Here is a 23,958-nt window from a genome sequence, read left to right on the forward strand (position 1 = left end):
GGACCCTTTCAGAGGGGACCCTTTCAGCAGGGACCACGTCACCACGTGGGTGCCGCTTCTTCGTTTACTGGGTAACTGCCTGACCACCGCGTGGGGTGGCTTTTTTTCGGCCAGGTTATGGCCAACCCCACCCTCACGGTGTCTGCTGGTTTCTACCCTGGAAACACCACCATCATGCCCCGAGCAGACGGGGTGTGGTGAGTCGTGGACGTGTTGAGGGGGACTAGTGCGGCGTATTCTCGCAGCCACGTTGATTGGTGTCCTCACCGGTAGCCTCCTCACCACTCTCGGACCCCACGCGACCCCAAGCGCGTATGCGGCTGTCACCGTCGATGGATGCTCAGTTGATGTCTCAGTGGACGGAACAGCGCTTACTAGCGCAGCGATTGGAGATCCCGACGATAGCCCAACCCATGTTGAGGTGACCAAGGTCGGGAACGACTGTGTGCTCACGTTCATCAAACCGTCGGAAGAGATGGTCTGGACCATTCCCAATCACGTCGGTGAGTTTGAAGCTCTCGTAATTGCTGGCGGCGGCGGAGGAGGTCTAGCAGGAGGAGGTGCCGGGGGTTATTACGATACCTACGGTTCTGCTACCGACGGTTCCGGAGACAGCGGCTCCGTCACTGTTCCGACCGGCTCCACCACAGCGAAGATATTTGTGGGTGATGGTGGTGTTGGGGGAACGCCTACCACTGGCGGTAGGAACGGCGCTGACTCCGCACTCATTTTTGATAGCGATGACGGCTACGCCGATCTCACGGATGTCTACAAGCTCTCCGACCAGCTGCTAGGAAGCAGAACCCCGCAACCCACAGTCTCGTCTACTCGTATTGTGATGGCGGGTGGCGGTGGTGGCGCGCATGAGCAACAAGAGGGCTCTGATGGCGGCTCCGGCGGCGGCTCCGGGGCTAGTAACAAGAATGCTGGCCTTTCAGTCACCCCTCCAGGTGACGGTAACACGGGTGGCGTCGGGTCCGACGACCCCGACAATAGTTCGGCCTATTACGGAGGCGGCGGTGGTGGCGCAGGGCAGGTCGGCGGGAATGCGGATAGCTCCTTTGGTTCCTTTGGGAAGGGTGGCGATGGTGGAGATGGAGAACAGAGCGGCATCTCGGGTTCCGTCGTGTATCGGGCCGGGGGAGGTGGCGGTGGTTACCAGTCGGGCTCGGGCAGCGACGCTGCCACCGGCGGGCAAGGTGGTGGAGGAGACGCAGAGACAACTAACGGCAATGAGCATGGAGACGACCGCACGGGAGGCGGCGGTGGCGGGGCATCTAATGCATCCGAAACGGCGGGTGATGGTGGTTCGGGTGTTGTGATTGTGCGGTTTGCGCCGCCTCCGGTGGATCCTGCTCCGGTGTTGGGGTCGGTGACGCGCACTGCCGGTGGTTTTACGGCGGAGATTACGAATTTTGATGCGGTTAATGCGGTGGCGGATTCGTTTTCGGAGTCGGTGACGAATGGGTCGGTGACGCGTTCTGGTTCGACGGTGACGGTCTCGAGTCTGTCCGCGGGTCAGTCGTCGGAACTGACGGTGTCGGTGTCGGCGTCGGGTTTGTCGGATGCGTCGGCGTCGGTGACGGGTGTGGCGAAGGCTTCGCAGGCTGAGTTGGTGTTTCCTGCGTCGTTGTATTCGGATTCGTCTGCTCCGGTGTTGTCGGCTGTGTTTGGTGAGTCGGTGCCGGTGAGTGTGGTGGGCGGTTCCGGCACTGGTGATGTGAGGTACACGGATGTGTCTGGCCCGTGTTTGGTGTCGTCGTCGGGGTTGGTGCGGCTCACGGGTGTGGGTGAGTGTGTGGTGACGGCGGTGCGTGCGGGTGATGAGAATTTTCTGTCAGAAACTGTGCAAGATTTTTTAAAGATCACTTCTAATAAAGCGCCTCAGTTTGTGTCTTTTACGTCGAGTGTTCCCGCAGATCCGGTGGTGGGGGATACGTATACGCCGACGGCGGTGGCGACGGGGAGTGGGTCGGTGTCGTTTGCCGTGTCGGGGGCGTGTTCGATTGCGTCGGGTGTGGTGACGTTTACGTCGGCGTCGACGTGCACGATTACGGCCAGTTCCGGGTCGGATACTAACTATTTAGCCGCCACTGCTGTGACCCAAGTCATCGAGGTGGGTTTGGCGAACCAGACGATCACGTTTGATGCGGTGGGGGATAAAGACTTCGATGACCGTCCCTTCCAGTTGTCGGCCTCCTCGTCGAGGGGGTTGGATGTGTCGTTTGCGACGTCGTCTGCTGCGTGCAGTGTGACGTCTGCAGGTGTGGTGTCGATTGATGCGACGGGGTTGTGTGAAATCACTGCGTCTCAAGATGGTGTGGATGGTCAGGTTGCCGAGGCGTCTAAGGTGGTGCGTTCTTTCCGGGTCCAGGCGGTGGTGCCGGGTGCTCCCCGGTTGACCTCGGTCGGGTTCGGTAATGGGTCCCTCACGGTCGGGTTTATTGCCCCGGATTATGTGGGTGGGGGGACGATTAGTGCGTATCGGGCGGTTGCCACTGATGGTGACGGTAACGAGTTTGTGAACAACTCCTGTGACACCACCTCACCGTGCACCGTGTCGGGCCTGACCAATGGCACGGAGTATTCGGTCACGGTTGCTGCGGTGAATGAGGCGGGTGTGGGGCCGGTGTCGAATGTGTCGCCAGCGACAGCTCCTGCTGACAGGGCTCAGGCAGTGTCGGGTCTATCAACGGTTCCCGGTGATGGTGTGTTGGATGTGACCTGGGATCAACCCTCAAACACGACGGAGTTAGGTGGAGGGAACTTCACCCGGTATGACGTGTCCATTCGCCCCACTGGTGGGTCGTATGGGACCGCGGTCACACCGGATGGGACCAACAACTTAACAACCTTGGCAACAAACTCTTACCAGTTCACCGGACTAACCAACGGAACCGGGTATGACGTGAAAGTCGAAGCCATCACCGACGCCAACAGCAGCCAGCTGGTGGGTCGAACGGCAGAAACGTCGGGTGTTCCTGCAGTTGCCCCCTCGGTGGTGCGTGATGTGGAGGCCGTGTTGGTGGGTAACACGGGGACGTTTGTGTCGTGGGCGGCACCTGCTTCTGATGGTGGCCTGCCGGTTACCAGTTATGAAGTCACCCCGGAGTCACTCTCGTGTGAGTTTGATAATCCAACGGACCAGTTTTGTGAGATTACGGGGTTGGCTCGTGGGCGGACCGTGTCGATCAGTGTTGCTGGGGTGAATGGGATTGGTGCCGGTGAGACAGTGACGGTGTCGGTGTCGACTCCTGCGCTGCCCAGCAGTGGTGGTGGCGATGATGATGATGAGGCGACTCCTGTGCCAACAGTGGGGCCAACTGCTGGTCCTGCTGTTCCTGGCCGTCCCGGTGTTCCTGGTGGTGTTCCTGGCCGTCCGGGTGGGGGTATTCCGGGTGGTGTGACACCGGGTGGGGGGACACCTCCACCACCACCTGGGGGAACAGCGGGTTCTCCGGTTACTCCGGAGCGTCCGGGAGCAACAGTGGGTGGTGTGCCGGTGCCGACGACGACCACGGCGTCTCCTGGGGGTCGTGGTGTGAGTGTGTCTGCGGGTGGTGTTGATGTGGGTGTTGACGTGCCAGATGGTGGTGATGGTGCTGGTGGGGTGATTGACCGGGGTGGGACTCCTGAACCGGTGGTGACTCCTGGGCAGGGCAAAACCGTGTCTGGTGCGGGTGCAGCACCTGGGTCTGTGGTGGATGTGTGGTTACCGGGTCGTGGGGGTAATGCTCCGACGAATATTGCGCAGATCCCGGTCGGTGAGGATGGGACGTTCTCGGCTGATGTGGACGTGTTTGCCGGTTCGGGCGAGCCGTTGCCGATTGGGCGGAACGTGGTGCAGATTGTGACGACGAATGCGGAGGGGGAGACGATTGTGGTGGATATGCCCTTTACTCTCACCCAAGGACAACCCACTCCGGAGGTTCTCCGTTCGACGGGGGAAACTCCTAATGCCCCCGCAGTAGGGATTATCAACACGAATAAGGGTGATCCGACGGTGACTCGGGTGATGAGTGTTCCCGATCGGGGCATTGTCAGTGTGGAGTCGGATACGTGGGCCTTCACGGTCGGGATCAACACCACTAGAGGTGTGGTCGAAGGAGCTGATACGGACACGGTGATCCGGACAACGTCCAATACTGAGGTCACAGTCTCGGGTAGTGGGTTTATGGCTGACACCCGTGTGGATGTGTGGGCGTTTAGTACACCGACGCTGCTCGGTAATGCCACGGTCGACTCGGACGGCACCGTGAGCGTGACTGTCACAGTGACACCGCAATCGTTAGAAGTCGGCGCGCATACTCTGCAGTTACAGGCGGTGGGCCAGGACGGGTTTATCCGCACCAGTAACCTGCCCATCGAAATTCAGGACACTCCTGCCTCGCTCACCACGGGTGACTCGGCAGGGACGTTGCTGTGGTGGACGGTCAGTATCGCCGCAGCCATCATTGTTCTTGCGCTACTCGTGGCCTACTTACTCCGCCGGAGACAGCGGGCCTAACAGCCCGGAAAACGGGAGGGCGGCGCGGAGTCTTTCGTCGTGGCGCCTATTGTCGCGATGCCTATGGTCACGGTGCCTATTGCCGTGGTGCCTCCAGGCACGACGTTTGCGGGCACGCGGTTTGCGGGCACGACGTTTGCGTGTGCGTCGTGTGGGGGCCCGGCAGGGTTAGTCCTAGGCCACAAAGGGTTCTGCGGTCTCCATCAGTCGTGAGTGGATGATGAAGCGTTTGCCTTCCGGACCTTCTAGCGAGAACCCGGCTCCGCGTCCTGGGACAGCGTCCACGGTGAGGTGGGTGTGAGACCAGTACTGGAACTGTTCGGTGGACATCCAGAAAGAAATCGGTTGGGAGCCATCCTGGGCTTCAGAAATGTCGAACTCGCCCAGTCGAACATCACCGGGCCCCGTCATATAGTCACCTTCGGCAAAACACATCGGTGCACTGCCGTCGCAACAGCCACCGGATTGGTGGAACATGAGCGGTCCATGCATGTCCCAGAGGGTGCGAAGAAGGGTGGCGGCCTCGTCGCTTAAGGCGACGCGGGAAATGGTTTCACCCTCGATTGTGGGGGTTGCCTCAATCATCTGATCCTCCTCATTGAGGTTCTCTGTGTGGGTGTGAAGTTGTGGTGGGTGCGATTCTGTCTTCAGTGCCTGTGTGAACCGCTGGATTTGGGTAAACCGCTGGATTTGGGTGAACCACTGGGGGGGGCAGGGTGACCCTGCCCCCCCAGTGTATGTGAGCAGTGGGTCGGTTTAGAAGAAGCCCAGGGGCTTCTCGCTGTAAGACACCAGCAGGTTTTTGGTCTGCTGGTAGTGGCTGAGCGCCAACTTGTTGTTCTCCCTACCGATACCACTGCTCTTGTACCCACCGAAAGCCGCACCGGCGGGGTACGCGTGGTAGTTGTTCACCCACACGCGGCCGGCCTGGATGTCGCGACCGGCGCGGTAGGCGGTGTTGCCATTTCTCGACCACACTCCGGCACCCAAACCGTAGAGAGTGTCGTTGGCGATCTGGATGGCGTCGTCATAGTCGTCAAACGACGTGACGGCGACGACAGGTCCAAAGATTTCTTCCTGGAACAGTCGCATCTTGTTGTTGCCTTCGAAGATGGCGGGCTCCACGTAGTAGCCATCTGCGAGGTCACCACCCAAGTCGACACGGTCACCACCGCAGACGAGCGTGGCGCCCTCCTGCTTACCGATGTCGATGTAGCTGAGGATTTTCTCCAACTGGTCGTTGGAGGCTTGAGCACCCACCTGGGTGTCCGTGTCGAGCGGGTTTCCCTGAATAGCTTTCTTTGTCCGCTCCACGGCGTCACCCAAGAACGAGTCGTAGTGGCTCTTTTGAATCAGTGCACGGCTCGGACACGTACACACTTCACCCTGGTTAAAGGCGAAGAGGACAAAGCCCTCTTGGGCTTTGTCATAAAAGTCGTCCTTTTCTTGGGACACATCGTCAAAGAAGATGTTGGGGCTTTTGCCCCCCAACTCCAATGTGGTGGGGATAATGTTGGCACTTGCATACTGCAAGATCAACCGACCCGTGGTGGTCTCACCGGTGAAAGCAATCTTTCTAATCCTCGGGCTTGAGGCCAAAGGCTTCCCGGCTTCCGCACCAAAACCGTTCACAATGTTCAGCACTCCGGGAGGCAAAATGTCGCCGATGAGTTCCGCGAGGACCAAAATCGACGCGGGGGTTTGTTCGGCCGGTTTCAACACGACGGCGTTACCCGCCGAGAGGGCGGGTGCGAGTTTCCACGCCGCCATCAAAATGGGGAAGTTCCAGGGGATGATCTGCCCCACCACACCCAACGGTTCGTGGTAGTGGTAGGCGGTCGTGTCGCCATCCATTTCCTGGAAGTCGCCATCTTGGGCCCGAACCGCTGCCACAAAGTAGCGGAAGTGGTCGGCGGCGAGAGGGATATCGGCGTTCAGGGTTTCCCGAATGGGTTTGCCGTTATCCCACGTTTCGGCCACCGCCAACATTTCGACGTTGGCGTCTATGACGTCGGCGATTTTGTTGAGCACGGCAGCGCGCTCAGTAGTACTGGCTTTTCCCCAGGCCGGTGCGGCGGCGTGTGCGGCATCGAGTGCGGCGTCGATGTCTTCGGCGGTTCCTCTGGCGATTTCGCAAAATGGTTTTCCATTGACCGGCGAAATGTCTTCAAAGTAGTTGCCCTTGACTGGCTTGGTCCACTGACCACCAATCCAGTGTTCGTAGCGTGACTTGAAGGTGACTTTTGAGCCTTTTTGGCCCGGTTGTGCATACACAGTCATCGTTGACTCCTCTGCGTTCCATCACCGTGTGGGATCTCCACACGGATTGCGCAGAGGTTAATTCGTGGAAGGTTGCATATCGTTGCATTGTGATTCGAGGGCTTCGATGTGCAGCATCACTTCGGTGCGTCGGGGTGATTTCGCCGGCAGTAGGCCCAGGCACGCCCTCCACACTTCTAAGTCCAACCTGACCTCACCGAGGTTCGCATAATCCAACAACACGTCCACCGAGGCGTCCTGCATCAGTGCTTCACGCAGGTGCAGGTGGGTTTCTCGCCGCAGGGTCTCAATACCCGGTGCAAGCGATTCGGGTAATACCGGGCCCACATATTTGGCTAATGCCACCCGGTGGGCCCCGCGGCCAAGAAAGCCCCGCACGCGGGCAATGTCCGTATCCAGCTGGCCGTGAAGGCGATACGGCCTCGACTCGATGCGCAGGCCAAGGCCTGCGCGGTGAAGCACCGTTTTGAGCCGGCTCACTTCAGCCCGAATAGTTGTGTTGGGCCGGCCTGGTCCGTAGACCAATTCGGATAGTGCGGTGGCGGAGAGCCCGTGGGGGTGAAGGGTGAGGAGGGTGAGAATTTCGGAGTGTTTTTGGCCCAGGGTGAGCTCAGGGTGGCCCGGCCGCTCAATGACGGCTAAATCTCGACCGAGTACTCGAAGGACGGGGGCAATTGCGGGTTGGCTGCGTGCTCGCCGCCGAGGGGTAATACTTTTCGATTTCGGGGTCACACTGCCGTGTGGTTGATTACCCTCTGGAGGCGACCACTGCTCGAGTCGTCTGGAGTGCTCGGGTCCGTGGAGTTCCAACTGTGCTTCCATGGCCGCTACGGTGGCCTCCAGCAGCGGGATGGTGGCCGGTGCGACGGCGTCATCACCACCGGTGATATCCAATACGCCGAGGACTTTGTCGCTGTGGGGGTCGCGGATGGGGATGGCACTGCAGCTCCATGGCTCCACAACGTGCGAGAAGTGTTCGATGGCCCGTACCTGCACGGCCTGTCGTAACCAGAGGGCAGTTCCTGGAGCACTGGTACCCATGGACTCTTCCGACCAGTCGGCACCCTCAATAAAGCCCATCGCGTCGGCTTTTCGCATCGCCTGGGCATCGCCGTCCACCCACAACAGCCTCCCGGCATCATCGCCCAACGCCACAATGAGGCCCTGGTCCAGGGTGTAGCGAAGCAACAGGCGATGAACGATCGGTAATACGGGGGCGAGAGGGTGGGCGTTTCGGTAGTCCACCAGATCACTGCGCCCCAGCACACTGCGGGGTTGACTACTGCCCGGGTCAACGCGGCCCAGTGAGCGAAGCCAAGAGTCTCTGATGACGGGCCGCAGTTGACCTAAGGCTTCGGTGTCGTCACCTAAGCGGTCTTTCGCCCTCGAGGTGCTGGCCAACCAGCGCTCGCCCCACTGCGCCAGGCCCGGCATGCTGCCCTCCGTGGCACCGTGAGGGCCCCTGGCGCCGTCAGGAGCGGTGCGACGGGGTATGTGACTGCTGACCATTTCACTCCTTCTTCGTTGAAGGCTCTTCCACGCTACTGCAGTGCCCACACCGTGGCTAGTGCGAAGTGTGGGAAGGTACCTGCCAGGGGTGCCCGGCAGAGCGCTGGCACTTAGCCACGGCCGAAGTGGTGAGTGAGCCTGCGCGTGGGCTCGTGAGGGTGAGGCGCAGTGGCCGGGGACTTAGGCGATGAGTTGCAGTTCGCGCTTGAGGGTGTCGGCGCTTTGGAAGGTGAAGCCCACGAGGGAAATGTGGCGCCAGCTAATTCGGCCCTCAGCATCGACGATGAAAATACTTCGGCGCACCCCCATTCCCAGTAGCCCGACACCGTAGGCGGCGACGACGTCGCCTTTTTCGTCAGCGAGCAGTGGGAAGCCGAGGTTCTTGGTGCGGGCGAAGCGTTCGTGGCTGTGTTGGTTTTGGCGAGAAATGCCCCAAATTTCTGCACCCAAATCCCGAAAGCTTGCCAATTCGTCCTGGTAGCTACACAGCTGGGCAGTGCACCCGGGGGAGTTGTCTGCCGGGTAAAAGGCGAGGACGACGGGGTGACCGCGACGCTCACTCAAACTGAAATGACGGGTGATGGCTTCGCCGTCTTCGACGACGATTCCCGGGAGGGTGAAGTCGGGGGCCAGTTCGCCTACGTCGGGGGGTGTCACGAGGGGGACGCTACTGGGTGAAACCGAGAAAATCTGGGAAGACTCCCATAATCAGTGGGTAGCCCACGAACGCTACGGCGTCGATCAGGGCGTGGGCGATGATCAGTGGTGCGAGCCTCTTGGTTTTCATAAACCACAGGGCAAAGACCACCCCCATGGCGATGTTGCCAAAAAAGGGTCCAATGCCCTGATAGAGGTGGTAAAAACCGCGCAGTAGCGCTTGGATGGCCACAATCGCCCACGGGGCAACACCCAGTTGCCCTAGCCGGTGGGTCAAATACCCCACGGCGATGACTTCTTCGAGTATCCCGGCTTTGATTGCGGCGAGCAGTAGGACGGGGATGGTCCACCAGTAGTCAGATAGGGCGCTGGGAACAATTTGCACGGTGATGCCCTGGTTGACCCCCACGATGTAGAGGGCGAGGCCGGGTAATCCAATGAGCGCGGCAAGGCCCACACCCCACGCACTATCTCTGGTGGGCCTGGTCGCATCCAAGCCGATAGCGCCCAGGCGCGGCCTGGTGTGCGACCAGACCAGGTAGAACACCAAGGCGACGGGGACTAGGCCACTGATAATGCCCAGTAGTTGGTAAATGACGTCAAAGATCTGTTCATCAGCTAACGAGCGGTTGAGTGTCGCGGTTTGCTGGGAGAGTTCCCGTTCATCTGCCAGGCGTCTCCAGAAACTCACCGTCGCATACAGTGCGCTCATCCCCAGGCTTAACCCCAGAACAATGAGAATCTCCGCGCGAATGCGCCGGGGGTTAAGCGGTGTGGGACCCATTGCGGGGAATTTCACAAGACGGCGTGGAGCCAGGGAGGCGGTGTCGAAAACGGGCCACTAATCGGTAGCCCATATCGGCCACAACCGAAACCGGCCAGGTATCCAACAGGTGGGCCAAAAAACGCCACCCCCACTGCCGCTGGCCGCGAAGCAGGCCAGAAAACGCGGCCGCACCCGCCAAGTGGCGGGTGGGGGTAATGAGCCAGACGTAGTCACGAATATCGCTATCGCTTAAGCCCAGTTCCTCAGTGTCGGCCTCAGCGGACGTGGTGACCCGGGGGAAGACTGTGAGGGTGCGCTGCAGGCGACCCACCCAGAGGGCACAAAACGCACAGTCGCCGTCATAGACCAGGAGCGCATTGCTTAGTCCTCGGGTGGCCATGACCCCATGGTAGGTCGCCAAGCTGGAGGGACTGTGGAGCATGGTGCGTGCCCGGTTGGCGATAGCCTAAGAGGGATGAAGGTCGCACGTTTCGCCACAGACGGCGGTGAGCCCCAGTTCGGCATTGTTGATGACGAAGAACTGGTGGTGCTCGCCGGTGATCCGCTGTACCACGGGCTGGATACCACCGGTCAGCGCATCGCACTCGAATCGGTGCGACTGCTCGCCCCCGTGATCCCCCGCTCCAAAGTGATCTGTGTGGGCATGAACTATGCCGCGCACGCCCAAGAAATGGGTCACGAAGGCCCCGATAATCCTTTGGTGTTCCTCAAACCCAACACCGCGGTGGTGGGCCCAGGCGATCCCATCATTTTGCCCCCCGTGCACGGGCGCATCGTGCACGAAGGGGAACTGGCCGTTGTGATTGGCTCCGTGGCCAAACGGGTGAAACCCGAAGACTGGGAAAGCGTGGTCTTTGGCTACACCATCGCCAACGACGTATCCGCCCGGGATGTCATGTTCGCCGACGGGCAATGGGCTAGGGCCAAAGGCTATGACACGTTTTGTCCGCTGGGGCCCTGGATCGAAACAGAGCTCGACCCGTCGAACCTTGATATCCACACCTCGGTCGATGGCGAAACCAGGCGGGCTGGCAATACGAAGGATCTGATCTATTCGATTCCCGAAATTATCGCCTTCTGCTCTGATGTGTGGACGTTGCTGCCCGGTGATGTGATTTGTACGGGTACCCCTCCAGGCTTGGGGGGCTTCGTGGACGGCCAACGCGTTGACATCACCATTGAAGGAATTGGCACCCTGTCGAATCCGGCAAAGAACCGCGATGATCGAACAGACGACTAACACCCTCGACCCAGAGAGCATCGACCGGTCAAGGCGGCGCATTCGCACGGTATTAATGTCCGGTCAAGTCCTCGCTGGGCTCGGAATGGGCTCCACACTCTCCGTGGGGGCCATTTTGGCGACCGAACTCTCTGGCTCCCCTGGGTGGTCGGGAATGGCCGCCACCTTGGCCACCCTCGGTGCGGCGCTCGGTGCACTTCCCCTGGCGAACCTGGCGGCCCGCCACGGTCGCTCCTGGTCGCTGGCGACCGGAGCGTGGATTGCCGCTGTGGGGGCACTCCTGGCTGTGCTGTCCACCATCACCGGGCTGTTCATTGTGCTCTTGGTTGCCCTCGTGCTGATCGGTGTGGGAACGGCTGTGAACCTGCAGGCGCGCTTTGCCGCCACCGATGTTTCCACCGATGCCCACCGGGCGACTGATTTATCTCTGGTGGTGTGGGCGACCACAGTGGGCGCCGTGTCGGGGCCAAACCTCATCGGCCCGGGTGACGCGTTTGGCATCTGGCTGGGCCTGCCCTCCCTCGCGGGACCCTTCGTGTTGACCATGTTGGCCCAACTCTCCGCCGGAGTGCTCTATCGGGTGGGTCTTCGACCAGAGCCCCTCGCTCTGGCCAAACAGATTTCCGCCGAAGCAGCAGACCACTCGTTTGTTGATGCTGTCGGTGCCGACCGCCCAGGCGATCGCCGCAGTGCGTTTATCGCCATTGCGCTCAGCCACGCCACCATGGTGGCGGTGATGGCGATGACGCCAGTGCACCTGGTCGACCACGGGGCAAGTCTCGTCATTGTGGGGTTCACCATTTCCTTACACATTGCGGGAATGTATGCGCTTTCTCCCGTATTCGGAATCTTGGCGGACCGTTGGGGTCGAAAACAGACCATCCTTTCCGGCCAAGCCATGCTCGCGCTCAGCTTGCTGGCCACCGGGTTTGGTTCCGAATCCGAAGCGTGGGTCATCGTGGGGCTGATCTTGCTGGGAACAGGGTGGTCTGCGGGCACGGTCGCCGGATCGGCACTACTCACCGAATCGACCCCGGTGGCCCGGCGCACCAGAGTCCAAGGGCTCTCCGACGTGGTGATGAGTGCTGCGGGTGCCACCGGTGGTGCACTCTCCGGTGTGGTGTTAGTCCTCATCGGCTACAACGGGTTGTCGTTAGTGTCATTGGTGTTAGTGGCCACGGTCACACTGCGGGTGGTTCTCACCCGCCATTCGGGGGAAAGGGTGTCGTCGTGAGCGAGTCAATAACTGAGGTGTCGACCACGCAGGCAACCGGCGCGGATATTCGGGTCCGGTTTTGCCCATCCCCGACAGGCACCCCCCACGTGGGGTTGATTCGCACTGCACTGTTCAACTGGGCCTATGCGCGCCACCACGGTGGCGCGTTTGTGTTCCGAATTGAAGACACCGACCAGGCGCGTGACAGTGAAGACAGCTACCACCAGTTGCTTGATGCGATGGGTTGGTTGGGTCTGAACTGGGATGAAGGCGTCGAAGTGGGTGGACCACACGGCCCCTACCGGCAGTCTGAGCGCGGGGATATTTACCGCGACATCATAAACCGCCTACTCGAAGCCGGACACCTCTATGAAAGTTTTGTCACCCCGGAAGAAATGGCGGCCAGAAACCTCGCCCAGGGCCGCGGTGAAAAGCAAGGCTATGACAACCACGAGCGAAACCTCACCGACGCTGAGCGTCAAGCCTTCCTCGACGACGGTCGAACACCGGCACTGCGGCTCAAGGTGCCAGATGGGGCGCTCGACTTTGTGGACTTGGTGCGCGGTCCGGTCAGTTTCCCCGCCGGCTCCACCACAGATTTTGTGCTGGTTCGCCCCAATGGCGCACCGCTGTATACGTTTGTGAACCCCGTCGATGATGCCCTGATGGGCATCACCCACGTGTTGCGCGGGGAAGATTTGCTCTCCTCCACACCCCGCCAGATTGCCCTCTATCACGCACTGATCGACATCGGTGTGGCCAGTGAGATTCCCCGTTTTGGTCACCTCCCCTACGTGATGGGCGAAAACAACAAGAAACTGTCCAAGCGTGACCCCGAATCAAACCTTTTCCTCCACCGCGAGCGGGGCTTCATCCCCGAAGGCTTACTGAACTATTTGGCACTGCTCGGCTGGTCGATTGCCCCCGATCGTGACGTGTTCACGCTGGAAGAAATGATTGCCGCATTCGATGTGGCAGATGTGAACCCCAATCCGGCGCGCTTTGATCAGAAAAAAGCCGAATCTATTAACGGCGACCACTTGCGCATGCTGGCCCCGGAGGATTTCTTAGCCAGATGCCTGCCCTACCTCCAAGACTCAGGGCTTATTGGTGCTGAGCCCACCGCCTCGCAACGCGAGGTCCTCACAGCCCTCCTGCCCCACGTGCAACCCCGGGTGGGGTTACTCGGGGAGGTCCCGGGCATGGTGGGCTTTGCCCTCACCGCCGATCAGGATCTGGAAATCACCGACGAGGGGCGAAAGACCCTGCGCGAAGGCGCAGACGATGTACTAGACGCTTCGGTGTCGGCATTAGAGGGCCTCGAGTCGTGGACCACCGGGGCCCTGGAGGAGACCCTGCGTGAAGCCTTAGTCGAAGGGATGGAGCTTTCACCTCGACACGCGTTCACCCCGCTTCGGGTGGCAATCTCAGGGCGCAGGGTCAGCCCGCCACTGTTTGAGTCGATGGAAATCTTGGGAAAGGATTCGAGCCTCGCGAGGCTTCGCTCGCTCCGCCAGAGCCTCTAGAGGTGTACTAGGGTAGAAAGCCGGCGCCAGCCTGGTGGGGTGTGGTGTAATTGGCAACACGGCTGATTCTGGTTCAGTTGTTCTTGGTTCGAGTCCAGGCACCCCAGCCACATTCTTGTTAACCTTCTCAGTCGCCGCAGCGCGCCCCAAGCGCAGGCCTAGTAACCGCGGGCGAGTTGTGCCGCGGCGCTGATGAGGTGGGTTTCTGGATTCCGGATTGCTTCTTCTGTGGACGGTGCAGAATCGACCAATCGGGAAATACTCCAACCCTCTAAGACCGTGTCATCTGAGGTGCCGACGAGCAGTGCCCCACGGGTGTGGGTGGCAGACGCCAGGCCATAGATATGCCCCACCACTTTGCCTCGAAGGCTCGTGTGGTCAAACTTTCCCTCCCCAGTAATCACCAGGTCAGCACTCTTCAGGGCTTCTGTGACACCAATTAGGTCAGCGACAAAAGCGGCACCATCTTGGATCGTCGCACCCAAAAACGTCATCAAGCCCCAGGCGGTCGCCCCTGCCGCGCCAGAGCCCGGAGTCAGATGTGTTGAGTGCTGCGGGCTGTGGGCGACGAGGAGGGAAAAAGCCTCCTCGAGTCCCCGAACATCATCCGGGGTCGCGCCTTTTTGGGGGCCAAACACTGACGGGGCGTCGAACATCACTGCCGTGGTGTCACTGAGCAGAGTGATTCCTCTCACGGGCGGCTGGTGGAGGCCGCTGGTATCGACCCCAGTCACACCGATTGCCCCCGTGGGGTGAGCGTCGCTCTTGGAGACTGTGGCCCCTAAGGCTTCCACTGCCCCTAAGCCGGCATCGGTGGTGGCAGAGCCTCCCAATCCGATCATCACCCCCGTTGCACCGCGGTTGATTGCGATCGCGATGAGTTCCCCCAGACCTTTTGTGGTGGCGTTAAGAGGATCAGGCGCACTCATCAGGGGCAGCCCAGATGTTTGGGCCAGCTCAAGCACGGCGGTCTGGTCGGGCAGCATCAACCAGGACGCCTCGACGGGGGAGCCTTCTGGCCCGGTGACGCTGTCGTGGTGCCAAGTGGCCTGTGGGGTTGCATAGGCGATGGCGTCCAATGTCCCCTCGCCGCCGTCGGCCATCGGCAAGACACTCAAGTGGTCACTGGGGCGAACCGTGCGCCACCCTGTGGCGATGGCTTCAGCAACTCTTATTGCCGAGCGGGAGCCCTTAAAAGAATCGGGGGCGATCACGACGTTGGCCACGACTTCAGGTTACTGGCTCCGCGTCACCTGCTTCGGTGGCAGGGTTTGTGTGCTGGCGATTTCGTGCGATAATCGACTGTCTACGGCGCGGCCCCATCGTATAGCGGCCTAGTACGCCGCCCTCTCACGGCGGTAACGCGGGTTCGAATCCCGCTGGGGTCACCACGTCTCGATTCGGCACTTCGGTGCAGGCCCTTTCGGGCACGGGGTTAAGCTGGGGACGTTCTTAGGGGAGTATCCCGACTCTGCCTGTCGTCAACTCGGATGACGTTAATCATCCCGGCCGGTAGCAGATGGTGTCATCTGGGGAGAGACGTTCGAACACCGTATTGTCCGATGGAACAAAGGTGTGAGTGTGGAACTGTCTATCCCGTTGTGGTTTGAAGTGGGCTCGCTGATTGTGTTGAGCCTCATTTTGCTTCTCGATTTGTTGCGCGTGGTGTGGAAGCCCCACGTCCCCTCCACAAAGGAGTCGGCCCTGTGGGTCGGTTTTTATGTGGCGTTGGCGTTGGTGTTTGCCTGGGCGATGTTTATTTTCTCCGGTGAACAATACGGTTCGGAGTTTTTGGCCGGTTGGGTCACCGAATACAGCCTGTCGGTGGACAACCTGTTTGTGTTTGTGCTGATCATGGCGTCGTTTTCTGTGCCCAAGCGCTACCAGCAGGAAGTGCTCATGGTGGGGATTTTGTTGGCCATCGTCTTTCGGGGCATTTTTATCCTGCTGGGCGCGGCCCTCATTGCCAGCTTCAGTTGGATTTTCTACGTCTTCGGAGCCTTCCTCCTGGTGGTGGCCATCCAACAACTCTCCAGTGGTCGTGAAGATGACGTGCAGAGGGAAAATGCGGTCATCCGTTTCCTTCGCACCCGCATCGACATGACCAACACCTACGACGGGATGAAATTTCGCATCATCGAAGACGGGAAAAAGCGTTGGACGCCGATTCTCGTCGTCCTCATCGCCATCGGCACCGCCGATGTCGTCTTCGCGGTGGATTCCATTCCCGCCATTTACGGCATCACCGAGAGTCCCTTCATTGTGTTCACCGCCAACGTGTTCGCCCTGATGGGGCTTCGCCAGCTCTATTTCCTCCTCGGTGACCTCATCGACAAATTGGCTTACCTGCACATCGGGATCGCCTTCATCCTCGGCTTCATTGGAGTGAAGTTGGTCTTCCACGCCCTCCACACCAACGAACTGCCCTTCATCAACGGTGGCGAGCACGTCGACTGGGTGCCCGTGATCGGCACCTGGGAGTCACTCATCGTCATCGTTGTGGCGATGACGATCGCCGTCGTGGCGAGCCTGATGAAACTGAAAAAAGACCTCGACACTGGTGCGATCGTCCTGCCGGAGCCAGAACACGTCGACCAGAGTGACGCCAAGAACTAAGCGCTAAACTGGACGGCACACCGCGTAGTCACGCGGTCGCCCCGGCAGTGACAGACAGTGACTAGTAGTCACAGTGGTTAGTCACAGTGGTGACGACGAGTTGCTCACTGACCTGCGGGGACGAGAGGAGAAAGGGAGGGATCATGGCGGCAGATACGCATTCACGCCCCGCTGCATCGACCTTGGCCGAAAAGGTGTGGGCTGACCACCTTGTCAAAAAAGGCGAAAACGGCGAGCCTGACCTTCTCTACGTTGACCTCCACCTCGTGCACGAAGTGACCAGTCCGCAGGCTTTTGATGGCCTGCGCCAATCGGGGCGACCCGTGCGTCGACCAGACCTCACCATTGCCACTGAAGACCACAACACCCCCACCATCGACATCGATAAGCCCATCGCCGAGCCCAACTCGAGGCAACAGGTGGCGGCCCTTCGCACCAACGCCGAAGAGTTCGGTATTCGCCTGCACTCTTTAGGTGACGCCGAACAGGGCATTGTGCACGTCGTCGGGCCACAACTGGGCCTCACCATGCCGGGTATCACCGTGGTGTGTGGTGATTCACACACCTCCACCCACGGTGCTTTCGGGGCGATGGCGTTTGGTATTGGCACCAGCGAAGTCGAACACGTGTTGGCCACCCAAACATTGCCGCTGGCGCCATTTAAGACCATGGCGGTCACCGTGGAAGGTTCCCTTCGCCCCGGTGTGACCGCAAAAGACATCATTTTGGCCGTCATTGCCCAAATCGGCACCCAGGGTGCCCAGGGCTATGTCATCGAATACCGTGGCAGTGCCATCCGGTCGCTGTCGATGGATGGCCGGATGACCATTTGCAACATGTCCATTGAGGCCGGCGCCCGGGCGGGGATGGTCGCCCCCGACGAGACAACTTTTGCGTATTTGAAGAATCGCCCCCACGCCCCTCAAGGTGACGATTGGGACGCGGCGGTGGAGTATTGGAAGACGCTTCGCACCGACGATGACGCCGTATTCGATGCGGAAGTATTCCTCGACGCCAATACGTTGGAGCCTTTTGTGACTTGGGGGACAAACCCCGGTCAAGGTGTTCCCCTTAATGAGTCGGTGCCGGAACCCTCTTCTTTCACCAACGAGGTCGATCGTCACGCGGCTGAGCGCGCACTGGATTACATGGAGCTTGAACCGGGAACCCGGATGAAAGATATTCCCGTCGATGTGGTCTTTATGGGCTCGTGCACAAACTCACGCCTGGACGACCTACGTGCTTTCGCCTCCATCATCAAAGGTCAGAAAAAAGCGGACGGCGTTCGCGTCATGGTCGTCCCGGGTTCTGCCAGGGTCCGGCTTGAAGCAGAAGCCGAAGGCCTCCACAAAGTCATTGAAGAGTTTGGCGCCGAATGGCGCTTCGCCGGCTGTTCCATGTGTTTAGGGATGAACCCGGACCAGTTGCAACCCGGTGAGCGTGCCGCGAGCACGTCCAATCGAAACTTTGAAGGCCGCCAAGGTCGCGGTGCGAGAACCCACCTGGTCTCACCCCTGGTGGCTGCTGCGACAGCGATTCGAGGAACACTGTCTAGTCCTTCTGACCTGGGAATCGACATTCCCTCCTATTCGATTGCTGAGGTGGTCGCCTAATGGACACAGTCAGCCTGGTCGAAGGAGTGGGCGCCCCCCTTCGACGCTCCACCGTGGATACCGACCAAATCATTCCCGCAAAGTTTCTCAAGCGCATCACCAAAACCGGCTACGACGACGCGCTGTTTTATGAGTGGCGTCAAGACCCCGAGTTCATCCTGAACAACCCGCCCTACGACAAGGCTCGAGTGTTAGTGGCTGGACCGGATTTTGGTACCGGCTCATCCAGAGAGCACGCCGTGTGGGCGCTGCGCGATTTTGGTTTTGGCGCCGTCATCTCTTCACGCTTTGGCGACATCTTCCGCGGTAACGCCGGAAAACAGGGTCTTGTGGTCGCGACCGTGCCCCAAGAGATTGTGGAAGCCATTTGGGCTGAACTTGAGGCACACCCGGGCCAAGAGGTAGCCGTGGATGTGGCCAGCCGTGAGGTACGGTGTGGAGCGATAACGGCACCGTTTGAAATCGACGACTACACCCGCTGGCGACTGATGGAAGGACTTGATGACATTGGTCTCACCCTTCGCCACGAAGACGCAATCGACGCCTTCGAAACCACGAGAGCGTCGTGGCGCCCTCGAACACTTCCCGTTCTGGGGGGTTAAGTGAACCCGGTGTCGGCAACCCCGACGACGACTCCGGCTGCGGTCTCACCCGAACAAGCCGATGTCGTCGCCGTTCACGGCGGCAAACCCCTCGTCGGCGAAGTGGGTGTTCGCGGGGCGAAAAACCTTGTCACCAAAGCCATGGTCGCGGCACTGCTCGCCGACGAACCTAGCGTCCTCTCCAACGTTCCCGTCATTCGCGACGTCGCCGTTGTGAGGGGACTTCTTGAAGCCCACGCCGTCAGCGTCACCGACACTGCTCCGGGTGAGCTGACGCTCGACCCCAGAGGGGTAAAATCGGCACACTTTGCCGAAATTGATGCCCACGCGGGCTCTAGTCGCATCCCGATTTTGTTTTGTGGTCCACTGCTTCACCAACTGGGTGAAGCGTTCGTGCCCGACCTCGGCGGTTGCCACATCGGGGATCGTCCCATCAACTTCCACCTCGATGCGCTACGTGCATTCGGTGCAGAAGTCGAAAAGTCTCCCGATGGCATCGCCCTTCGGGCACCCAAGCGCCTCACCGGGGCGAAAGTAGAACTGCCCTACCCCAGTGTGGGAGCCACCGAACAGGTGCTGCTCACCGCAGTGCGGGCCAAAGGCGTCACCGAACTGATCAACGCCGCAGTGGAACCAGAAATCATGGACCTGATTCAGGTGCTGCAAAAAATGGGCGCCATCATTTCGGTGGAAACCAACCGAACCATCCTCATCGAGGGTGTGGATTCCCTAGGCCCCTACGAGCACAAAGCAATCTTTGATCGAAACGAGGCAGCCAGTTGGGCTGCCGCCGCGTTAGCCACAAGGGGCAACATTTTTGTGCGCGGCGCCGAACAGCTCGACCTGATGACCTTTTTGAATGTGTACCGCAAAGTCGGTGGCGAGTTCACGGTCAAACCCGAGGGCATCGAATTTCGACACCCCGGGGGTGAGCTTCACCCGGTGGTGGTGGAAACCGACGTGCACCCGGGTTTCATGACCGACTGGCAACAACCCATGGTCGTCGCGCTCACCCAAGCACAAGGCCAATCCATCGTGCATGAGACCGTCTACGAGAAACGCTTCGGGTTCACCGAAGCGCTGGTGGATATGGGGGCACGCATCGAGGTGCACAAGGAAGGCATTGCGAGTATCACCCGGCGGGTTCCCCGCCGGCCCCTCGAGCAGGCGGCCGTCATCACCGGGCCGACCCCGCTCCACGGAGCAAATATTCGGGTACCCGACCTGCGCGGTGGGTTTAGTCACATCATTGCTGCGGTCACCGCCGAAGGTGAATCGGTGGTGAGCAACGTCGGCATTATTTCGCGCGGCTACGAACACCTGTGGGAAAAGCTCGAAGGGCTAGGAGCTTCGTTCGAGCTGAGGGGTTAACCCGGTGGCATCACAGCGTGGCCCCGGCTTCTGGTGGCGACTCATCGAAGTCCTCATCCTCCCGTTGTTTAACTCTTTTGTGACCCTCACCGTCACGAAAGACTCCACCCTTCCCCGTACTGGGCCGTTCATTGTTGCGCCCAACCACCACAGCGAAATTGACCCCATCGTGATGGGGGTTGCCGTGTGGCGACTGGGGCGCACCCCGCGGTTTTTAGCCAAAGCCTCGCTGTTTAAGATTCCCGTTGTCGGCTTTTTGCTTCGAGCGACGGGGCAAATTCCGGTCGAGCGCGGGGCGAGTTCCACCGGTGGTGCCCTGCGCGCTGCCAACCAGTTGATCAGTGAAAACCAGGGCTTGATTGTGTACCCCGAGGGGACCCTGACGAGGCAACCCGATTTGTGGCCCATGAAGGGAAAAACGGGGGCGATTCGAATGGCCCTCGAATCGGGAATACCCCTTTACCCGGCAGCCCACTGGGGCACCCAAGACCTGATGGCCCGTTATGGAAAATCCCTTTCCGTTATTCCTCGGCCCCGGATCAACGTTGTGGTGGGTGAGGCGATGAACCTTGAGGCCTTTCAGGGCCGTCCCATCACCCGGGTACTACTCGATGAGGCCACCGACGCCCTCATGCACGCCATCCAAGATCTGGTGGCCTCGCTTCGCGGCGAGACACCACCGGAGACGATCTATGAACCCCAGGGGACCGAGCCGGGGAGGGGCCGATGACTGACATTGCGGTAGTGGGTGCGGGATCGTGGGGGACCACGTTTGCCAAAATTCTTGTCGACGCCGGAGGCGACGTCACGCTGTGGGCACGCCGAAGCGAAGTGGCCCGAGAGATACGAGAAACCAGTCGTAACAGTGACTACCTGCGGGGGATTAACTTGCCCTCTTCGCTGACGGCCACCACGGATCTTGAAGAGGCCGTTGCTTCGGCTCACACCGTGTACCTGGCGGTACCCAGTCAAACCCTGCGGGAAAACCTCGAAGCCATCACGCCGCTGATTGCCCCCGACACCCGCCTGGTGAGTTTGATGAAAGGTGTCGAATCGGGCACTGGGCTTCGCATGTCCCAAGTCATCCACGACGTGACGGCGCTCCCACTAGAGCGCATCGCGGTGATCAGCGGGCCAAACCTCGCACTAGAAATCGCGAAAGAACAACCCACCGCCGCCGTGGCCTCGTCGGTCGATGCGGACACCGCTGCCGCGGTCGCTAAACAAGCCACCACGGCGTATTTCCGGATGTTTGTCAACTACGACGTCGTGGGTACCGAATTCGGGGGAGTGTTGAAAAACCTCATCGCCGTGGCTGTGGGTATCGCAGACGGTGTGGGTTACGGCGAAAACACGAAAGCCTCCATCATCACCCGCGGGTTGGCAGAAATCAGTGCGTTTGCGGCGGCCTTTGGCGCAGAACCGCACACCATGTCGGGCCTTGCAGGCCTCGGTGACCTCATTGCGACCTGCGAATCACCGCTGTCGAGAAATAACACCGCCGGGCGACTACTCGGCCAAGGCTACGCCTTGGACGACGTGGTGCGCCGGATGAACCAAACCGCGGAAGGCCTCCAAGCGGTGACACCGGTATTAGAGCTGGCCTCTTCGCGGGGTGTGTCGATGCCCATTGTCATGCAGGTCCAACAGGTACTCCACGGCGAGTTAGACCCGGCGGAGCTCGCCCCACACCTCGCCACCGACTCTGATGAGCCACAGGGAGAATAAGACGCGTGCTCGCCTCCTACGCTGACGGTTCGGTCATTGCTGAGCGCTTTGGCAGCGGCCCGGTAGACATCATCGCCCTGCACGGTTGGGGACGAAACGCCAGCGACTTCCAGAGCGTGTTGGAGGGCTATTCGGCGGCGGCCGTGCAGCTTCCCGGCTTCGGCGTTGTCGATCCGCCGCCCACAGCGTGGCGACCGGCAGATTATGCCCGCTGGCTCCTGCCCGCCCTCGATGAAGAAAATCCCCCCATCCTGCTGGGTCACTCTTTTGGGGGGCGTATTGCGGTGAGATTGGCCGCTGCCTACCCCAGCCGTGTGCGGGCACTGGTGCTCACCGGGGTGCCGATGACGAAACTGCATCCGGCGAAAGGCCCCGACCCTCGCTATGCGTTCATCCGTTTCCTACGAAGCGTGGGTCTCGTTCCCGAATCCCAACTGGAACAGGCCAGGCGACGTTTTGGCTCCGCCGACTACCGCCACGCTGAGGGCGTCATGCGAGAAATCCTTGTCCACACCGTGGGGGAGGACTACCTGGATGACGCATCAGGTCTGGACATGCCCGTCGAATTGGTGTGGGGCGAATTCGATAAACCCGCCCCACTCGATGTCGCGAAAAAGACCTTGGAAGTGTTACCCAAGGGTCGCCTCAGCGTGGTGCCCAACTCCGAGCATCTGCTCGATGAGACACTGGTGGCAGGCCTTCGCGCGGCGATTGATCGCCGGCTAAACAACGAGGAGATGTGACCCGGTGATTGGCTTCGAACTCCTGGTCGTCGTTACCACGTTGACTCTCGCGGCCTCGTTGGTAATCGGCCAGTTGCGCTGGTTGCGCGTTGCACAGCGTGTCCAATACTTACCCGGCGAAGTCAGCCGCATTGAACGCCTGTGGTTACTGCGCCGCCCCATGAGTGTGCTCTGGTGGGCGCTCGCCATAGTGCTCGCCTTAGCCGGTTATGTCGCTGCCCCGTTTGGGCTGGGTGTTGCCGCCTGGTTGGTGGTTCTTGCCCCGCTGGTGGCCGCACTCTCGCCGTGGCGAATGCCGGTGATGGGCGAAACGAAAGCTGTCGCGTGGACAGGGCGACTGATTCGGGTGGCGGTCGTTAACGCCGTGTTATTGTTTGCCCTCGCGGCAGTATCGGCGTGGTTTCTAGGTCCAGCAGGAGCCCTCGTGCCCGTCATCCTCCAAGCCCTCATCACGGACCTGTCGCTGGTGCTGTTGTGGCCGGTGGAGCGGTTGCTGCAAAAACCGTATTTGACCAGTGCGCAAGAAACGCTTCGGAGGGTCGACCCACAGATTGTGGCCATTACCGGCTCTTACGGCAAAACCTCCACCAAAGGCTATGCCGCGCAAATTCTCGCCAGCCGCTACGACGTGGTGGCCTCACCGGCGAGCTTTAACAACCTGATGGGGCTGTCGCGGTCCATCAACGACAAACTTGCCCCCGGCACGGAAGTGTTTGTTGCCGAAATGGGGATGAACGCGGAAGGCCGCATTCGGGAACTCTCGAAATGGTTCCCGCCCTACATTGGTGCGATCACCGTGATCGGTGAGGCCCACTATGAACGACTCGGTTCGCACCAAGCCATCCTGCGGGCCAAATCAGAAATCACCGAAAATGCGTCCGTCGTCGTCCTGCCCGTCGACCAACCAGAACTTGTCGCCCTGGCAGAGACCTGCCGGGCGAGGGGAACCCTGGTGGTGACCGTCAGTGCTCAAGGGTTAGAAGCCGACGTCAGTCTTGACGCTGAAGCGGGCACCGTGACGTATGGACCAGAGGCCACACCCGTGTCCACGGAAATTCCCCTACTCGCCCACGGCATCAACATTGCCGTCGCACTGGGTATTGCGTGGGCCCTGGATGTCCCCTCCGATAAAGCCCTCGCGTCCCTTGGTGACCTGCCCGTCGCCGCGCACCGCGCAGAAGTGGCCACCACAGAATCCGGTGTGGCCATCATTGACGACACCTACAACTCCAACCCACCCGGGGCAGCCCGGGCCATCGCGGGAGCGAAGGAGCTCGCCGCGGAACGCGGCGGGAGGCTTTTCGTGGTGACCCCGGGAATGGTGGAACTGGGCGGCCTACAGGCGACGCGCAACCGGGAACTGGGCGAAGCAATCACCGCCGCCGACGGTGTGTGCTACGCCGTGGGTCTCACCAACCGTCGGGCGCTGCTCTCCGGTGCGGGGGCTGACACGAAAGTGTTTCTCACCCGAGATGAGGCCGTCGGTGCGGTGCTCCACGAGGCAAAGCCTGGGGACGTTATTCTCTACGAGAACGATCTGCCCGACCACTACCCCTAAACGTC

General features: G+C 60.3%; 19 protein-coding genes and 2 tRNA genes. 14 read left to right on the forward strand and 7 right to left on the reverse strand.

Translation table 11 applies throughout. The annotated features are described in order from the left end of the window. The first annotated feature begins 226 nt into the window (after positions 1–226). A complete protein-coding gene (locus C3B54_RS08985) occupies positions 227–4,507 on the forward strand; it encodes a beta strand repeat-containing protein (protein ID WP_104913139.1) in 4,281 nt (1,426 codons plus the stop codon). A gap of 174 nt (positions 4,508–4,681) precedes the next feature. Here the strand turns inward: C3B54_RS08985 and C3B54_RS02760 are convergent, their stop codons facing one another. The 6 genes from C3B54_RS02760 to C3B54_RS02785 all read right to left on the reverse strand — a co-directional run bounded on the left by C3B54_RS02760 (position 4,682) and on the right by C3B54_RS02785 (position 10,119). Beyond that, positions 4,682–5,092 (reverse strand): DUF779 domain-containing protein, encoded by a 411-nt coding sequence (locus tag C3B54_RS02760; RefSeq protein WP_104913140.1) that lies wholly within the window; start codon positions 5,090–5,092, stop codon positions 4,682–4,684. Between the two features lie 171 nt (positions 5,093–5,263). Next, positions 5,264–6,787 carry an acetaldehyde dehydrogenase ExaC gene (gene exaC, locus C3B54_RS02765; protein ID WP_104913141.1) on the reverse strand — a complete coding sequence of 508 codons (1,524 nt, stop codon included), beginning with the start codon at positions 6,785–6,787 and terminating at the stop codon, positions 5,264–5,266. Positions 6,788–6,844: 57 nt separating this feature from the next. After that, entirely contained in the window at positions 6,845–8,296 is a 1,452-nt protein-coding gene (locus C3B54_RS02770; protein WP_158665486.1) for a GAF domain-containing protein, read from the reverse strand. A 180-nt stretch (positions 8,297–8,476) separates the two neighbouring features. Then, entirely contained in the window at positions 8,477–8,953 is a 477-nt protein-coding gene (locus C3B54_RS02775) for a peroxiredoxin (RefSeq protein WP_104913143.1), read from the reverse strand. A 10-nt stretch (positions 8,954–8,963) separates the two neighbouring features. Then, on the reverse strand, positions 8,964–9,737 hold the full coding sequence (locus tag C3B54_RS02780; protein ID WP_104913144.1) for a CPBP family intramembrane glutamic endopeptidase: 774 nt from the start codon (positions 9,735–9,737) through the stop codon (positions 8,964–8,966). After that, positions 9,718–10,119, reverse strand: a complete 402-nt coding sequence (locus C3B54_RS02785) for a thiol-disulfide oxidoreductase DCC family protein (RefSeq protein ID WP_104913145.1) — start codon at positions 10,117–10,119, stop codon at positions 9,718–9,720. Before C3B54_RS02785 ends, C3B54_RS02780 begins: the two co-directional genes overlap by 20 nt. 75 nt (positions 10,120–10,194) lie before the next feature. Between C3B54_RS02785 and C3B54_RS02790 the strand changes: the two genes are divergently transcribed. From C3B54_RS02790 to C3B54_RS02805, 4 genes are all read left to right on the forward strand, one after another. Then, positions 10,195–10,980 (forward strand): fumarylacetoacetate hydrolase family protein, encoded by a 786-nt coding sequence (locus C3B54_RS02790; RefSeq protein ID WP_104913146.1) that lies wholly within the window; start codon positions 10,195–10,197, stop codon positions 10,978–10,980. After that, positions 10,961–12,214 (forward strand): MFS transporter, encoded by a 1,254-nt coding sequence (locus C3B54_RS02795; protein WP_104913147.1) that lies wholly within the window; start codon positions 10,961–10,963, stop codon positions 12,212–12,214. The genes C3B54_RS02790 and C3B54_RS02795 overlap by 20 nt, the downstream gene beginning before the upstream one ends. Continuing rightward, complete coding sequence (gltX, locus tag C3B54_RS02800; protein ID WP_104913148.1) at positions 12,211–13,722, forward strand: glutamate--tRNA ligase; 1,512 nt, start codon at positions 12,211–12,213, stop codon at positions 13,720–13,722. The genes C3B54_RS02795 and gltX overlap by 4 nt, the downstream gene beginning before the upstream one ends. Before the next feature lie 35 nt (positions 13,723–13,757). After that, positions 13,758–13,832 (forward strand) — tRNA-Gln (locus C3B54_RS02805). A gap of 48 nt (positions 13,833–13,880) precedes the next feature. On the opposite strand, the gene C3B54_RS02810 is transcribed toward C3B54_RS02805, so the two are convergent. Further along, complete coding sequence (locus C3B54_RS02810; protein WP_104913149.1) at positions 13,881–14,948, reverse strand: glycerate kinase; 1,068 nt, start codon at positions 14,946–14,948, stop codon at positions 13,881–13,883. An 89-nt stretch (positions 14,949–15,037) separates the two neighbouring features. Between C3B54_RS02810 and C3B54_RS02815 the strand changes: the two genes are divergently transcribed. From C3B54_RS02815 to C3B54_RS02855, 9 genes are all read left to right on the forward strand, one after another. Next, positions 15,038–15,113 (forward strand) — tRNA-Glu (locus tag C3B54_RS02815). Positions 15,114–15,303: 190 nt separating this feature from the next. Beyond that, entirely contained in the window at positions 15,304–16,338 is a 1,035-nt protein-coding gene (locus tag C3B54_RS02820; protein ID WP_211286385.1) for a TerC/Alx family metal homeostasis membrane protein, read from the forward strand. A 143-nt stretch (positions 16,339–16,481) separates the two neighbouring features. Beyond that, complete coding sequence (gene leuC, locus C3B54_RS02825) at positions 16,482–17,951, forward strand: 3-isopropylmalate dehydratase large subunit (protein WP_104913150.1); 1,470 nt, start codon at positions 16,482–16,484, stop codon at positions 17,949–17,951. Then, positions 17,951–18,553: a 3-isopropylmalate dehydratase small subunit gene (gene leuD / locus C3B54_RS02830; RefSeq protein ID WP_104913151.1), complete on the forward strand. Its 603-nt coding sequence runs from the start codon at positions 17,951–17,953 to the stop codon at positions 18,551–18,553. The genes leuC and leuD overlap by 1 nt, the downstream gene beginning before the upstream one ends. Before the next feature lie 9 nt (positions 18,554–18,562). Then, positions 18,563–19,924, forward strand: a complete 1,362-nt coding sequence (gene murA / locus C3B54_RS02835; RefSeq protein WP_104914227.1) for a UDP-N-acetylglucosamine 1-carboxyvinyltransferase — start codon at positions 18,563–18,565, stop codon at positions 19,922–19,924. 4 nt (positions 19,925–19,928) lie between these two features. Beyond that, positions 19,929–20,654, forward strand: coding sequence for a lysophospholipid acyltransferase family protein (locus C3B54_RS02840; protein WP_104913152.1), 726 nt, complete (start codon positions 19,929–19,931; stop codon positions 20,652–20,654). Continuing rightward, entirely contained in the window at positions 20,651–21,652 is a 1,002-nt protein-coding gene (locus C3B54_RS02845) for an NAD(P)H-dependent glycerol-3-phosphate dehydrogenase (RefSeq protein WP_104913153.1), read from the forward strand. Before C3B54_RS02840 ends, C3B54_RS02845 begins: the two co-directional genes overlap by 4 nt. 5 nt (positions 21,653–21,657) lie before the next feature. Beyond that, positions 21,658–22,395, forward strand: a complete 738-nt coding sequence (locus tag C3B54_RS02850) for an alpha/beta fold hydrolase (protein WP_158665487.1) — start codon at positions 21,658–21,660, stop codon at positions 22,393–22,395. Positions 22,396–22,399: 4 nt separating this feature from the next. Further along, positions 22,400–23,953: a Mur ligase family protein gene (locus C3B54_RS02855; RefSeq protein WP_104913155.1), complete on the forward strand. Its 1,554-nt coding sequence runs from the start codon at positions 22,400–22,402 to the stop codon at positions 23,951–23,953. The last annotated feature ends 5 nt before the right edge of the window (positions 23,954–23,958 follow it).

It is taken from the genome of Pontimonas salivibrio, assembly GCF_002950575.1.
Lineage (GTDB): Bacteria > Actinomycetota > Actinomycetes > Actinomycetales > Microbacteriaceae > Pontimonas > Pontimonas salivibrio.